This is a genomic window from Rheinheimera sp. F8 (genome assembly GCF_001518915.1).
Genome location: NZ_CP013656.1, coordinates 4,428,682 through 4,444,371 on the forward strand (window position 1 = coordinate 4,428,682; position 15,690 = coordinate 4,444,371).

Sequence of the window (15,690 nt, forward strand, 5' to 3'; positions counted from 1 at the left end):
ATTGCACAAATCATCAGCAACCTGCAGAAATCTGCAACAGAACCGCCTGCGTTGTCGCTTTTAATTGCCGGGTACGTCGTGCTGCCGGCATAAAAAAACGGAGCCCCGGGCTCCGTTTTTCAGATCAAAACTAAAATCAATACTTGGCTTTTTTCAGCAGACCAATTTCTTCCAGACGTTGTAATAAATAGTCGTTGGAATTAATCGGCTGCGGATAGCGGTCCGGATTCTCAGCACTGACACAAGAACTCAGCGTTTCGATAACAAAGTCCGGATTCGGGTGCATGAAAAACGGGATCGAATATCGTGGCTGACCTGCAGCAGCGCCAGCCGGATTCACCACGCGATGCGTCGTTGACGGTAGCACATGGTTAGTCAGACGTTGCAGCATATCGCCGATATTGACCACGATAGTGCCCGGAATGGTCGTCACAGGCAGCCAGCTGCCGTCGCGACGTAAAATTTCCAGACCTGATTCGTGTGAACCCACCAGTAAGGTGATCAGGTTAATATCTTCATGTTGGCCGGCGCGAATACTTTGCGTCGATGTATCCTGGATTGGCGGATAATGGATCGGCCGTAAAATCGAGTTGCCGTAATTCACTTTATCTGCGAAGTATTGTTGTTCTTGCTTTAAGAACAGCGCCAAAGCTTCCAGCACCTGGCAACCGAGGTTTTCCAGCGCCTGATACAGTGTATACGTCGCCGCCTTAAACTCTGGCACTTCGCTTGGCCAGACATTCGGATACAGGCATTCGTGCTGCGCCGGACCATTGAGCTCGCGGCCAACATGGAAAAACTCTTTTAAATCCGGATGCTTGCTGTCTTTGGCTTTCTCAACGCCAAATCCCGTGTAGCCCCGCGCGCCGCCTTGACCCGGCACATGGTACTGCTGTTTTACTTCAGTCGGTAAAGCAAAAAATTGTTTAATTGCTTTGTAGGTTTCCCCAACCACTTCGTCTGCAATGCCATGGCCACTAATACCACAGAATCCAAACTCAGTGTAGGCTTTGCCAATTTCGGCAACAAAGGCGTCTTTGTCGGTGGCAAACCGTCTGATGTCCAACGTAGGGACTTGTTGTTGAGTCATAATATCGACCTGTTTTTAACTTAACGAGAAGAAAAAGCCTGCAATTGCCGCACTCATCAGGTTCGCTAATGTTGCGGCAAACAGTGCTTTTAAACCCAGCTCTGCGATATCACTGCGCCGACTTGGCGCCATACTGCCAAGACCCCCCAGCAAAATGGCAATCGACGAGAAATTCGCAAAGCCACACAGCGCTATCGTGACAATAATCTGCGTATGCGCCGACAATTCACCGGCCTGCACATGCTTCATAAAATCAACGTAAGCGACAAATTCATTAATCACCAGTTTCTGACCGATAAAACTGCCGGCCAGACGTGCTTCTTCCCAGTTGACGCCCAGAATAAACGCCAGTGGCTGGAACAGATAACCAAATATCAGCTGCAGAGTCAGACCTTCAAAACCAGCCAGCCCCCCGACCCAGCCAACGATACCGTTGACCAGCGCAATCAGACCAACAAAAGCCAGTAACATTGCGCCAACATTCAGCGCCAGCTGCAAACCGCTGGCTGCGCCTGATGCGGCGGCGTCGATCACGTTGGTATTGTTTTCGTTTGAACTGATTTCGGTTAAATCGTTTTTCGGCGTATCCGTTTCCGGCAACAACAGTTTTGCCATCAACAGACCACCTGGTGCTGCCATAAAACTGGCCGCAATTAAATACTTAAGCTCTACACCCATACCGGCGTAACCCGCCAGTACCGAGCCGGCAACAGAAGCCAGGCCGCCTACCATCACGGCAAATAACTCAGAGCGGGTCATGGTCGGAATAAACGGCCGCACTACCAGTGGTGCTTCGGTCTGGCCAACAAAAATATTCGCCGCCGCGCTCATCGATTCCGGCCGGCTGGTACCAAGCAGTTTCTGTAAGCCACCACCAATGACGCCGATAACAACCTTCATCACGCCGATGTGATACAGCACCGCAATTAACGATGAAAAGAAAATAATGACGGTCAGCACGTGAATGGCAAACACAAAACCATATTTTTTCGCACCGGCATCACCGAATAAAAATAAAATGCCTTCGTTGGCATAACCAATCACCGCACCAACCGCGTTGGACACACTGATCAACACATCTTTGCCTGCCGGCACATATAGCACAAAAGCACCAATCGCCAGCTGTATTGCAAAAGCACCACCGACTGTGCGCCATTTAATGGCATGACGGTGGGTCGAGCAAAGATAAGCGATTAATAAGATGGCAGCGATGCCAACTAAACTCATCATATTGATTTTCCTTGGATTTTAGGTCCGCTACAGCACTGCGGAATTATTGTTCTTGTGATGCTGAAATCCTAGGATAGCATCAAAAGATCAAGTAGTTACAGTTTCAAAGCGGGAGCCGGAGCTGAGTGCTCTGGCTTGGAATTGCTCTTATGGGGTTGTCTGAACTTGAAGTTTTGCCGGTCGATTATATAGCAGAATACTTGCAGTTGAAAAGAGACTAATTTAACAGCAATGCAAACAAATAAAAGACAGAATATCCCTGCTTGTTCGCTACCAGTTCAAAGATAATCAACGACAATCACTAAAAACAACAAATCCCGCCTTAGCGGGATTTACTTACCATGTGACGCTCGCTTAATTGGCAAGCAAGGCGCGGATTTTTGTTTTCAGAATATCAATCGCAATCTGGTTTTTACCCCCGCGGGTCACCACGATATCAGCATATTGCTTAGACGGCGCAATGAATTCAAAAAAAGCCGGCCGCACGTAGTTTTCATATTGTTCTGTGATGGAACTGATAGTACGACCACGGTCTTCCACATCGCGTTTGATCCGGCGCAGCAAACAGATATCCAGCGGCGTATCCATAAATACTGTGATATTAAACTGCTCACGCAGGCGTGCATCGGTCAGCAATAAAATGCCTTCGACCAGCACCACTTTGGCTGGTTGCACTTTAATCGTCTCGGTTTTACGGGTATGAGTTTTATAACAATATTGCGGCATTTCCACCGCACTGCCGTCGCGTAGCTGCTGTAAATGCTGCGCCAGCAATTCGTGTTCAAAAGCTGCAGGATGGTCATAGTTGGTCAGCACGCGCTGGTCCATCGACAGATGATCCTGATTCCGGTAATAAGCATCCTCTGCCAACACGGAGATACGTTCTCCGCCAAATTCTGCCACCAATTCCTGATAGACGGTGGAAGCAAATAAACTTTTGCCAGACGCTGAAGCGCCGGCGATAGCGATGATGGTAGGTTTGGCCACGGTGAACTTCTTCGAATAGTCAGGTAGCAGTATTATTAACGATCAGCTCTGTTTTAACAGTTCAGACTGAAAATATCCTATCGCTCTGACAAGGTCATTAAAACAAAAAGGACGCTGGCTACTTGAGCCAGCGTCCTGCTATTACCAACAATCTGAAATCAGAACCGGTAACTTACACCAACTTTGATACGGTACGTTGACTCAGGAGCAAAGAACTCAGAGTAATGTACGTTCGGTGTCGTATTGATGTCCGGTGCACGATAAACCAGTTGTTTCGTGTTTGGATCGTATGAAGCATCCATCAGGTTGATAGAACCAAAACGAGTGCCGTATACCTGACCCCAATCATCGTTTAACAAGTTCAGGAAGTTAGTAATAGTCACATAGAATGTTCCGCTATCACCTTCAGTGAAACCTGGCAATTCCTGACGGATACTTACGTCCATTGAACTTACCCATGGTGAATCACCAGCGCCTTTCGGAGCAAAACCACCAGCATAACGGTCTAAACCAAGGGCTTTAACGCGCTCCATAAACAAGGTTTTGTCCTGAGCACTGAAAAAGCGGATAGCCGGGTCGTTTTCAGACGTCGGGATATATGCCAGGAAAGCTGAGTTCGTAGTTAATGGACTCAGGAAATCACCCGGGTTACGCAATGGACCGTTGGTGCCGCCATTGCCAGACTGGTCGTCCATATCAAGGTTATTCATGATATAGGTAACCGGACGGCCTGAACGACGCTCAAAGAACATATTGAAATTCGTTGGGTATCCGCTGATAAATTCAGCCGAATAATCCAGACTCAACACAAATCGGTGTTTTGTTTCGAATGTTGAGCGACCTAAGATTGCATCGTTACGATTAACAACGATGTTATTACCGAAGTTGCTGCTAGCAGTCGAACTAGTACTTACGTGTACATCTTCAACATCTTGATTTGTATAAGAGAAGGTAGAGCGAATACCACTTTCCCACTCTTTGCTCAATGTGGTGCTCAGGATCTTAGACTCAGCTTCCAGATCTGTATTCGTCAGCATGATATCGCGACGTAAAGCACTGTTTGAGCTGTAAACATTCATCAAGCCGTTCAGGATAGTACCAGTCTTGCGACCTGGAACATCCAGTGCTATGTCTTTCCAGTATGAATCGTCCTGTTTACGCATAAACATATATTCAGTCGACCATTGGAAGTCTTCACCAATGCCTGGAATTTCGAAAATATAATCGGCAGCCAGTTGTGCACGCCAATCAGATGGAAGCTCGTAGTTTGGATCGACGAAGTTCACATCGGCTGATAAAGCCCGACCTGATACAGCATCTATTAAAGCCTGCGGTACACGAGATAAATCAACATTGCTATAAACAGGTGAGCTGGACAGTGAACCTGTATCACCTACACCAACACCAGTGTTTGAATAACTGTTAGATACCCAAACCGTTGGCTGACCGCCAGAGAACCGGCCGACACCGCCGCGCAGAGTCAGGTCAACTGTTGCATTGTAAGTAAAGCCAAAACGAGGTAACAGAATATCGATCCCGTCCAGGTTCTCGGTATTTTCCAGACCGTTACGCTTAACAAACGCAGTGTTTAATGCAGGTACATCATTAGACGACAAACGCTCATATCGAACGCCGAGATCCAGCGTCAATTCATCACTGACTGCCCATTCGTCCTGCAGATACAGCGCATGCTCGTCACGAACGAAGCTAGCAGCTGCATCTGACGGGTCGCCACTGAAGGTATTGCGATAGTTAACTTTGGCGCGACGTGCAGCAAAATCAGCAAGGCTGGCAAACTCATACGAACCTTTAGTGTTTTGTAAAAACAGGTTGTAGATGTCTGAACGTTTCAGCTGATAACCAAATGTCAGGTGATGTTCATCCAGCAGGTAGTCGCCATCCGCAGCTAAAATCAAAATCTTTTTACGTAAATCATTTGAATGGCGCGACGTATCAGAGCCAATACCAATGTTGCCTTCGGTATTACGGGTTGCACCTGGAATAGTCTTGATAGTGACGTCGCCAATTGCACTGTTCAGTGAAGCCTGAACCGTGTCGACCTGCATATAAGTCGCACTTAATTGGGTAGAGAAATCAGAATTCCAATCAGAATACAGTTTGTATGCGAAGTTATTCAGCGTTTCTTCTTTGTTATACCAGTTTGACGACATCCGCAGTAAGTTGCGGCTTGTGGTCGTGTTTTCGGTTTTGTTGCCTTTGTTGTACTGATAAGTCAGAGCTGAACGATGCATATCGTTCATATTCCAATCTAATTTGATCAGCAGCTTTTCGTCATCTTCAATCGGAGTAAAGTCCCATGAACCAGCATCCTGTCCATAAACTTCTTTGGCAATACGAATAACTTCGTCATAGGAAGCTTGAGTTGCGAAAGCTTCATTCGATGAGCCTGAACCTTTTGGTCCCCAAATTGGCAGTGTTTTGTTTTCGAACTTTTCAACGGCGGTGAAGAAAAACAGTTTATCTTCAACAATGGCGCCACCTAACGTCGCACCGAAAGTCTTCGAATTGTAATCCAGTGGAACTTCACGATTAGTCAGTTTGCTGTAAGGGGTACCAGCCATGCTGTCATTCATGAATTCAAACATTACTGAACCAGCGGTATCATTTGTACCAGACTTGGTTACAGCATCAATTAACGCACCCTGAAAACCACTTGCTTTCGCATTAAACGGCGAAGTTTCGATGGAAATTTGATCAATTGCATCCATTGAAATTGGTGGACGTTGTGTCGGGTAACCATTCGAGTTCAGACCGAAATCATCGTTTTGAGCAATACCATCGATATTGATACTGTTAAAACGTGGGTTCATACCCGCAACAGACAATTCGTTGTTGTTACCTGGAGAGACAACAGCCAGCGGATTATTCCGGACCATATCTTTAATATCGCGATTCAGACTTGGTGATTTTTCAATCTGATCAGCACCAAAATAACTGGCAGCGCCACTCGATGAAGTTGCAATTGCAGCACCGGTAACCGCAATACGCTCAACGGAAGCAGACTGCAGCTGACGGTTTAACTGGTAAGTATCGCCCAGTTGCAAGAATACGTCACTAACGGTTTCATCGTTGTAAGTGTCTGAGTCAACTGTAACTTTATATGGACCACCCACGCGCAGACCAGAAGCAACAAAGTTACCGGATTCATTAGTGACGACAGTGCGGCTGGTGCCTGAAGGCACGTGCAGAATGATGACTTTGGTTCCTGCGGCGGCGGCGCCTTCAGGATTCGAAATACGACCGCGGATTGCTGAAGAAGTATCAGCGCTGGCATAGCTAGAACCTAAGGCTACGGCGACTGCCATAGCAATATGTCTGATTTTCATATCGTTTTTCACCTGGTAGTTGTAGGTATTGTCAAACCCTGAAATAAACCAAACTGTATGTCCAATTTGGGTGGCAAGCTTAACGCAGTAACATTACGTTTTTCTTACACAAGCTCTTGCTGATGAAATATTAATATCAGCACGCGGAACTTATCCGCACATCTGCAGTCAAGGTGCCTGATGTCATGCGAGTGTAACATATCAGACCAGAAATATGCAGGCAGCCTAAATAAGTTTGTTTAAATTTTCGCTGCATTTTGGCGACATTTGCAGCTATCCAGCCATCTAAATCCGAAACTTCTGGGATAACGTGCCAGATCTGGTTAGGCTAGTCTGGTCTTTTTACGCCGGGTTTTTACTGATGAAATCACAAATCACAAGTCTGTTGGCCGGACTGGGGCTCTGTGGAGGTCTGCACGTGCATGCAACTGAACTGACTATTGCCACCTTTAATGTCAGCATGGAATCCGAAAACTATGTTGCCAAAGGCAGCCCGCTGGGCCCACAAGTGCTGGTACGCGAACTGGCCAACGGCCAAAATGCACAAATTCGTAATATTGCAGCAATCCTGCAGCAGGTGCGGCCGGATATTCTGCTGTTAAACGAATTTGACTACATTGCAGACCCGGCGCAGGGTGTAACGCAATTCATTCAGCAGTATCTGCATAAACCACAGCATGGCGGTCAACCGCTGCAATATCCCTACTTTTATTACCAAACGGTCAATACCGGTCAGCCGAGCGGTTTTGATTTGAATAATGATGGCAAAGCCGAAGGCGCCGAAGACGCCTGGGGTTTTGGTCATTATCCGGGCCAATATGGCATGCTGGTGCTATCACGTTTCCCGATTGATGCCGAAAAAGCACGGACCTTTCAGCACTTTAAGTGGAAAGATTTGCCGGGACATAAAGTCACCACTAAAGCAGATGGCAGCCCCTGGTTCAGTAAAGACACCTGGGAGCAGATGCGCTTATCCAGTAAATCACATTGGGATTTACCGCTGAATGTCGATGGAAAGCCGCTGCATTTATTAATCAGTCACCCGACCCCACCGGTATTTGATGGCCCGGAAAACCGCAATGGCCATCGTAATCATGACGAAGTGAAGTTCTGGGTCGACTATATATCTGGCAAAGCCGACTACATCTATGACGACAAAGGTGGTCGCGGCGGTTATCAGACAGATGCACCTTTTGTGGTGATGGGGGATCAGAACTCGTCACCAGATGAAGGTGATGCGCATCGCGATGCCATTCAAGCCCTGGTTTATCACCCAAAAATCCAGCATGAACCTGTACCGCAAAGCGCTGGTGGCGCGGCGCACAGTCCGGATAATCCGCTGGCGAAATTCCACACCGCCGGCTGGCGGATGCGCGCTGATTATGTGCTGCCGTCAAAGCAAGGTATTACCGTACACAGCAGTGGTGTGTTCTGGCCGGTTAAAGGTGAAGCCTTATACGATGCAGTCGCCAGCCGCGGCGCCAGCTCGGATCACCGGCTGGTTTGGGTGAAGCTCAGTCTCACCGGCGAAAAAAAATAAGTCTTTTTTGCTGATCAACAGCGGCAATTGCTCTCACGCCGCCGTTGCACTGTCGGTTCATAGAAATAAAAAAGCAGCCGAAGCTGCTTTTTTTATTTCAAAGACAATTACTTACCGGGGTTGTTCCGCCAGTGGCGCGCTGTAGGCCAGCTCCATATCCCAAGGCAGATGGATCCAGGTGTCCTGCTCAATGTCGGTGACGTATTTGTCGACCAGTGCTTTACCTTGTGGCTTAGCATAGACAGTAGCAAAACAAGCTTTAGGAAACCGTTCACGCAGTGCGCGGGCGGTTTCACCGGTATCAACTAAATCGTCAATCACCAGCAAGCGCTCTGAATCTGGCAGCGTGGCATCTTTCAGCACCTGCAACGAGCGTTGTTGATCATGGTCATAACTGGAAACACAAATGGTGTCCAGCACGCGGATATTCAGTTCGCGCGCGATGATAGTTGCCGGCACCAGACCGCCGCGGCTGACCGCGACAATACTGTCAAAATTACCGTGCAGACACATTTTTGCCAGTTCTTTGGTCGCGCGGTGGAACGCTTCCCAGGACACATAAAAGTTTTTATTGCCGGATAAAGACATGTCAGAACTCTCCTGTTACACCAAGGCCAGCGCGATTTCGACCATTTCGTTGAAGCTGGTCTGACGCTCATCCGGGCTTAACGATTCACCGGTACGGATATGGTCTGAGACCGTCATGATCGCCAGCGCATTAATGCCATACTCGGCAGCAACGCCGTACAAACCGGCCGCTTCCATTTCCACGCCGAGAATGCCGTATTTTTCCAACGTATCAAACAGAGTGTCGCTTGGGTTGTAGAACAGGTCTGACGTAAAGACATTACCGACTTTCACGCCGATATTTTTCGCCCGGGCAGCAGCCACTGCGCGCTCCAGCAGGTCATAACTTGCCAGCGCGGCAAAATCCATACCCTGCAGACGGTTACGGTTCACGGCAGAATCAGTGCTGGCGCCCATAGCAACTACGACTTCACGCACTTTGACCGACAGCGGCAAGCCGCCACAAGAACCGATCCGGATAATGTTTTTTACACCATAAAACTTCACCAGCTCGGTGGCATAAATTGACATCGACGGCACGCCCATGCCTGAACCCATCACGCTGACCGGTTTGCCCTGATATTTACCGGTGAAGCCATACATATTGCGCACAGTGTTAATGCACTGCACGTCAGTCAGGAAGGTATCGGCGATATGTTTAGCGCGCAGCGGGTCGCCCGGCATCAACACAGTTTCAGCAAAAGCGCCAGCAGCGGCGTGGATATGTGGAGTGGTCATAAACTTAATTCTCTGATTATTTAATGAGTACGGGTGAGTTCTGTCAGGAACGACTGGCCATACGCCAGGGTATCCAATGCAAAATACTCAGCAAAGGTCTGGCCCATGTCGGCAAAGCTGGCGCGCTCGCCCAAAGAGCCGGCGGTGATTTGCGGGCCGTAACACAATACCGGCACATATTCCCGGGTGTGTTCGGTGCCAATCCAGGTTGGATCACAACCGTGATCTGCGGTCAGCAGCATCAGACTGTCTGGCTCCAGCATCGCCATCAGTTCCGGCAGCCGGCTGTCGAAATACTCCAGCGCGTCACCATAGCCAATCGGATCCCTGCGGTGGCCGTAGTTCTGGTCAAAATCCACCAGATTGGTGAAGATCAGGCTTTTATCCGGTGCGGCTTGATATTCGCTGATGGTTTTGTCCACCAGTGCCTCAAGGCCATTGGCCTTCACTGCTTTACTGATGCCCTGATGAGCGTAGATGTCAGCGATTTTACCTATGCTGACCACAGTGCCGCCGGCAGCGGTCAGTTTGTCCAGTACTGTCGGCGCTGGTGGTAATACCGAATAATCACGGCGGTTACCGGTACGGGCATAGTTATTTGGCGCATCGCCTGAAAATGGCCGCGCAATCACCCGGCCGATATTGTAATCGTCCAGCAACTGGCGGGCAGTTTCACAGAACTGATACAAGCGTTCCAGACCAAAATGGCTTTCGTGGGCAGCAACCTGAAACACGCTGTCGGCCGAGGTGTAACAAATCGGCATCCCGCTGCGGACATGTTCGTCACCGAGGCGCACCAGAATGTCGGTGCCAGACGCATGACAATTGCCCAGAATGCCGGGCACGCCGGTACGGCGGCATAATTCGTCGATCAGTTCTGGCGGAAAGCTGTGTTGTTTATTCAGGAAGTAGCCCCATTCAAACAACACAGGCACGCCGGCGATTTCCCAATGGCCACTTGGCGTATCTTTGCCACTCGACAACTCGCGGGCATAACCATAGGCCCCAACGGCGGGCTCATTGTCAGTCACGCAAGCCATTTCAGAAGAGGCCGCAAAAGCGGCTTTAACGAGACCCAGTCTCGCCAGGTTTGGCAGTTGCAACTGCCGGCCTTTTTGATTGGCAAAAGCCCGGGCAATACTGGCAAAGGTATTGGCCCCGCTATCACCAAATTTATCAGCGTCCGGCGCACTGCCGACACCAAAACTGTCCAATACCAGAATCACAGCTTTTTTCATGGATTGACCCCTACAGCGCTTGATCTGCAAGCCAGTGGACTCACAGCAGATTTGATAACCATAGCTGAAGCGGAAACTGTTGATACTCAGTCTGCACTGACCGCTGCTTTTTTCAGCAAAATGACAAAACCAGTCCCTTGTTGCAGCGCGAATGCAAAAAGGGGCACGCAGATTAGAACGAACGCGAAGAATTAGCAACAACTTAACTGATTGCTGACAACACAGGCCTGATAACAGAGCCTGATGAAGCGATGACAAGACAGAGAAAAAACAGACAACACTGAAAAACAAAAGCCCCGGACACTGTCCGGGGCTTGTTGTTTTGGTGCCCAGAGGCGGAATCGAACCACCGACACGCGGATTTTCAATCCGCTGCTCTACCGACTGAGCTATCTGGGCAAAACTGGTCTTGAATGGTGCCGCTTATCCGAGTCGAACGGATGACCTACTGATTACAAGTCAGTTGCTCTACCAACTGAGCTAAAGCGGCATATCTCAAGCGAAACGGTTTTTGCTTGTGTAGCGAATTGATGAGGAAAATCAAGACACTAAAAATTTGTGGTGCCCAGAGGCGGAATCGAACCACCGACACGCGGATTTTCAATCCGCTGCTCTACCGACTGAGCTATCTGGGCAACGGGGGGTATTAAACGGATTTTGCCGGATCAAGTCAACTTTTTTTTGGCAAGAGCCTGCTAACCGCTTATGGATTGACCAATTCCGGCTATTCTGCTGAAACTATCAGCATATTTTCAGTCAATGACGACGAATACAGGCATGGCTGATTTTGAACCCAGCCTGCTTAGGTCGCAAATTTTCTGAAAGTTCTCAGATAATTAGAAAATACTGATTAAAATGAAAGAACTTCCATCTACCCGTACCCATCCATATGCCGCAATCAAGCTTTAAAACGCCGCTGTTTCTCATCTGGCTATTGGCTGTTGGCAGTTGTTTATTGTTCAGTGCGCTCTGGTGCCAGTCCTGGTATCAACAACATCAGCACGAGAATGGACAACGGCTGCAATTGCAGCATCAGCTGCAGTTAATGAGTCAGTTGTTGCCGGCTAACATTGCAACCATGCCGTTGGAACAAGCGAATCAGCGGCTGATGAACCTGCTGGCTGCACCGCAGCAACAAGCCTTGTACCTGCTTGGCCCCAACCAAAAAGTACTGGCGCATACCCCTGGCCTCGCAGGTTTTAATCCGTTGCATCCTGAAGCCCTGACTGCGGAATTGCAGCTTGCGCGTCAATCAGTACCACAAGGGGAACTGATCCTGGTGGTGCGGCAGCTCCAGACCGACTGGCAGCTCTGGTTGTTACTGGCGGCGGCTGGTGCTTGCCTGTTGATATTGTTAGGGGCTGTGCCGATGCGTTTATTCGAGCGTCGTCTGCAACAGCAGCAGCAACAACTGATCGACTCATTACTGCTCTGTATTGGCAGGCAGCAGTTTGATTTGGTACTGCCTGTGCCGGATAGTTTGCAGGCACTGGAACATCCAATGCACTTGCTGTTACAACATTGCCGCGAACAACAACTGCTATTGGAAAAAGCGAAAGCCGATTGCTCCCTGTTACAACACGAACTGGATGACAAGATCCTGCAGCGCACCGAAGCGCTCGCCAGCGCCAAAATCAGTGCAGAACGGGCGAATGAAGCGAAATCGACTTTTCTCGCCACGATGAGTCATGAGATCCGGACTCCGATGAATGGCATCATCGGTACCGTCGATTTACTCCGAAATACGATGTTGAACAGCAATCAGTTCCGCCTGACCAATACGGTGCGTGAATCGGCCTTTGCGTTGTTACGCATTCTTGATGACATTCTGGATTTTTCCAAAATCGAAGCCGGCAAAATGGAAATCGAGCACATTCCATTGTCGCTGAACGAAGTGGTGGAAGCTGTCGCCCAAGTGATGTTCACTGTCGCATTACAGCGCCAGCTGCAGCTCAGTATTTTTGTTGACCCTGCCATCCCGGAAAGTCTGCTCGGTGATCCGGTGCGTCTGCGGCAGATCCTTTATAACCTGACCGGCAATGCAATTAAATTCACTGAAACCTTACCGGGACAACGTGGCAAGGTGCACATCAGGGCTGAACTAATCGACGATAATATGGAGTTTTGCCAGATCCGAATTTCGGTAACAGATAACGGCAAAGGCATGACCCCTCGTCAGCTGAATCAGTTATTCCAGCCATTTTTGCAGGCAGAAGGCTCAATCACGCGTAAATATGGCGGCACCGGCCTTGGTCTGTCGATTTGTCAGCATCTGACGGAACTGATGTTTGGCCGGATTGAAGTCCAGAGTGTGATTGGTAAAGGCAGTGAATTCAGTGTGTTGATACCGATGCGCCACGCCGAAGAAGACATCCCGCGCCAACAACCCGATCTGCTGAATCAGCGGGTGTTGATTTGCAGCGACGACAGCGCACAGCAGGAACTGCTGCAGCGGTATCTGGCATCTTTTGGTGCGACACCGGTGTTGGTCGGTCCGGCAGAATTGTGGTCATCGCAGCAGGAGGCAGATCTGGTTGTACTGGATTGCAGTCAGTCGCCGGAAAGTGCACTTCAGCAGTTACCTGTACCGCTACCTGTGCCGACTTTGTTACTGGTCGCCGCGGAATCCTCGCTGCGCAGTGCACCAGCCGGCAGCGAGGTGTTGGAGCTCAATCCGCTCTGTCGCAGCAGCCTGGCGACAGCATTGTTAAAACTACAGGGGCAGCTCAGCAACAAACCGACGTCGCAATTTCCGCAGACACTGGACAGCGGCCCGGCCGTCGCAGGCGAAAATGCGCCGTTGTTGTTATTGGCAGAAGACAATCCGATGAATCAAAAGGTATTGGTCGAACAGATACAAACGTTGGGTTATCGGGTCGAAGTGGCCGACGACGGTCAAATCGCGCTGGATAAATGGCGGCAATATCGTTACCCCCTGCTGCTGACCGATCTGCATATGCCAAACCTCAGCGGTTATGATTTGGCCCGGGCGATCCGCAAAGAAGCCGCGCAATATGATGATGAAGACATTGTATTTACCCGCATTGTTGCCATTACCGCCAATGCCCTCAAAGGTGAGGCGCAAAAATGCCTCAGTGTTGGTATGGATGACTATCTGACCAAACCGGTCGAACTGGCCAAACTGCATGCGGTGCTGCAGCGTTGGCTGCCGCTCGTTGCGCCTGAAGCGCCTGAGCCGCAACCAGCCATAGTCCAGAACATGCCGGCGGTACCGGAAGCCGCGGAGGTCAGCCCAATTTGTTTTACCACTATCGCCAATTTTCTGGGGCCGGATCCGGCGAAACATCAACAATATCTGAATTATTTTGTCAGTCATGCCGCCGATTTACTGATGCAACTAAAGGACGCCCGACAATTGCAACAGGCAGACGTCTGTCGCAGCCTGGCCCATCAGTTAAAATCGATGGCCAAGAGTGTGGGTGCTTTAGCATTGTCGGAATTGGCATTTCAGCTGGAACAGCGGGCAGAACAGCCATACTGGCCCGAATTGAGCGCATTGGCGGACGGGTTACAACAGAGTTATCAGCAAGTGGTGGTGTATGTGCAGGAACGCTACAAACGCTGAGCATCGCGCTGCAGCGTTTGTCACGGTTAAGGCGTATCGCTTAATTGGCAGATGTATCCAGCGGTGCAAAAGATTTCACCAATTGGTCCAACGCCTGCATTTGTTGCAGATAATCTTCTAACTTCGCCAGCGGTAACGCGCAAGGACCATCGCATTTGGCCTGATTTGGATCCGGATGCGCTTCGATAAACAGACCGGCCAGACCCAGGGCCATGCCAGAGCGTGCCAGCTGCGCCGCCTGTGCGCGACGACCATCGGCTGAATCGGTGCGACCGCCTGGTTTTTGCAGCGCATGGGTCGCGTCAAAAATCACCGGACCATATTGCTTCATTTCGTCCATACCCAGCATGTCAACAACCAGGTTGTTATAGCCAAAGCACGAACCACGTTCACACAGGATCACTTTGTCATTACCGGCTTCGGCAAACTTAGTGATGATATGGCGCATTTCATGCGGAGCCAGGAATTGTGGCTTCTTCACATTGATCACCGCACCGGTATTGGCCATGGCCACGACCAGATCGGTTTGACGTGCCAGAAACGCAGGCAACTGGATCACATCAACCACTTCTGCCACCGGAGCGGCCTGGTAGGGTTCATGTACGTCCGTGATCAGCGGAATATTAAAAGTGCGTTTAATTTCTTCAAAAATCCGCAACCCCTCTTCGAGGCCAGGGCCACGGTAAGAATGTACTGACGACCGGTTGGCTTTATCAAAAGACGCTTTAAACACATACGGAATACCGAGTTTTTCACAGACTCTGACATAGTGCTCTGCCACCTGCAGTGCCATGTCACGCGATTCCAGTACGTTCATACCACCAAACAATACAAAAGGTTTATCGTTGGCAACTTCCAGCTTACCAATCTGAATATTCATCGACGCCACGGGGGCCTCCTTCAATAATACGACCGACTGCTGCAGCCGGATACAAGTCCAAACTTAACCAAATAACACCGGAGTCTTAGTGATTGCCACGCGCACCATCAGTGCCAACCAGCCCAGAGCGCCGAAAAACGCGAACACCCGCAGCGCTTTGGTCCGGCCTTTTAACGCCATCACGCCAAGGGCGATGTAGGCCAGTAAACCGATAAATTTTTCAGTCAGCCACGGCGTGACAAATGGATATTGCTGAATGGTCAGCATCAGACCAACAGCAGATAACAACAAAAAGGTATCAATGACATGTGGCACTATTTTAAACAGTTTTTTCTGCAACAATGCGGAGTCACGCAGGCTCAGGACAAACCGAATAAATAACAACGACACACTGAGGGCAACCAATAACAGATGGGTATGTTTTAATGCCATGTACATTAGATTTTACTCCGGGATCAGATTGAGCAGACGCATGGGAACGACGCAC

Annotated in this window: 11 protein-coding genes and 3 tRNA genes; 2 read left to right on the forward strand and 12 right to left on the reverse strand. The window is 49.5% G+C overall.

All coding sequences use genetic code 11. The annotated features are described in order from the left end of the window. Positions 1–136: 136 nt before the first annotated feature. The 4 genes from ATY27_RS19640 to ATY27_RS19655 all read right to left on the reverse strand — a co-directional run bounded on the left by ATY27_RS19640 (position 137) and on the right by ATY27_RS19655 (position 6,654). Entirely contained in the window at positions 137–1,090 is a 954-nt protein-coding gene (locus ATY27_RS19640; RefSeq protein WP_208930566.1) for a 2-oxoglutarate and iron-dependent oxygenase domain-containing protein, read from the reverse strand. Positions 1,091–1,105: 15 nt separating this feature from the next. Next, positions 1,106–2,320, reverse strand: a complete 1,215-nt coding sequence (locus ATY27_RS19645) for a NupC/NupG family nucleoside CNT transporter (protein WP_208930565.1) — start codon at positions 2,318–2,320, stop codon at positions 1,106–1,108. 354 nt (positions 2,321–2,674) lie between these two features. After that, a complete protein-coding gene (udk, locus tag ATY27_RS19650) occupies positions 2,675–3,307 on the reverse strand; it encodes a uridine kinase (RefSeq protein WP_208930564.1) in 633 nt (210 codons plus the stop codon). 158 nt (positions 3,308–3,465) lie between these two features. After that, on the reverse strand, positions 3,466–6,654 hold the full coding sequence (locus ATY27_RS19655) for a TonB-dependent receptor (protein WP_208930563.1): 3,189 nt from the start codon (positions 6,652–6,654) through the stop codon (positions 3,466–3,468). Between the two features lie 361 nt (positions 6,655–7,015). Between ATY27_RS19655 and ATY27_RS19660 the strand changes: the two genes are divergently transcribed. Continuing rightward, a complete protein-coding gene (locus ATY27_RS19660) occupies positions 7,016–8,194 on the forward strand; it encodes an endonuclease/exonuclease/phosphatase family protein (RefSeq protein WP_208930562.1) in 1,179 nt (392 codons plus the stop codon). A 111-nt stretch (positions 8,195–8,305) separates the two neighbouring features. On the opposite strand, the gene gpt is transcribed toward ATY27_RS19660, so the two are convergent. From gpt to ATY27_RS19690, 6 genes are all read right to left on the reverse strand, one after another. Continuing rightward, positions 8,306–8,782, reverse strand: coding sequence for a xanthine phosphoribosyltransferase (gpt, locus tag ATY27_RS19665; protein WP_208930561.1), 477 nt, complete (start codon positions 8,780–8,782; stop codon positions 8,306–8,308). Between the two features lie 15 nt (positions 8,783–8,797). Beyond that, positions 8,798–9,499 carry a purine-nucleoside phosphorylase gene (deoD, locus tag ATY27_RS19670; RefSeq protein ID WP_208930560.1) on the reverse strand — a complete coding sequence of 234 codons (702 nt, stop codon included), beginning with the start codon at positions 9,497–9,499 and terminating at the stop codon, positions 8,798–8,800. Positions 9,500–9,519: 20 nt separating this feature from the next. Further along, positions 9,520–10,737, reverse strand: a complete 1,218-nt coding sequence (locus tag ATY27_RS19675) for a phosphopentomutase (protein ID WP_208930559.1) — start codon at positions 10,735–10,737, stop codon at positions 9,520–9,522. A 323-nt stretch (positions 10,738–11,060) separates the two neighbouring features. After that, positions 11,061–11,136: transfer RNA gene (locus ATY27_RS19680), tRNA-Phe, on the reverse strand. A 15-nt stretch (positions 11,137–11,151) separates the two neighbouring features. Beyond that, positions 11,152–11,227: transfer RNA gene (locus ATY27_RS19685), tRNA-Thr, on the reverse strand. Positions 11,228–11,296: 69 nt separating this feature from the next. After that, positions 11,297–11,372 (reverse strand) — tRNA-Phe (locus ATY27_RS19690). Positions 11,373–11,626: 254 nt separating this feature from the next. On the opposite strand from ATY27_RS19690, the gene ATY27_RS19695 reads away from it, so the two are divergent. After that, positions 11,627–14,323: an ATP-binding protein gene (locus tag ATY27_RS19695; protein ID WP_208930558.1), complete on the forward strand. Its 2,697-nt coding sequence runs from the start codon at positions 11,627–11,629 to the stop codon at positions 14,321–14,323. Positions 14,324–14,363: 40 nt separating this feature from the next. On the opposite strand, the gene kdsA is transcribed toward ATY27_RS19695, so the two are convergent. Then, a complete protein-coding gene (gene kdsA, locus ATY27_RS19700; protein ID WP_208933478.1) occupies positions 14,364–15,203 on the reverse strand; it encodes a 3-deoxy-8-phosphooctulonate synthase in 840 nt (279 codons plus the stop codon). A 63-nt stretch (positions 15,204–15,266) separates the two neighbouring features. Further along, positions 15,267–15,641, reverse strand: a complete 375-nt coding sequence (locus tag ATY27_RS19705; RefSeq protein ID WP_208930557.1) for a SirB2 family protein — start codon at positions 15,639–15,641, stop codon at positions 15,267–15,269. Positions 15,642–15,690 lie beyond the last annotated feature (49 nt).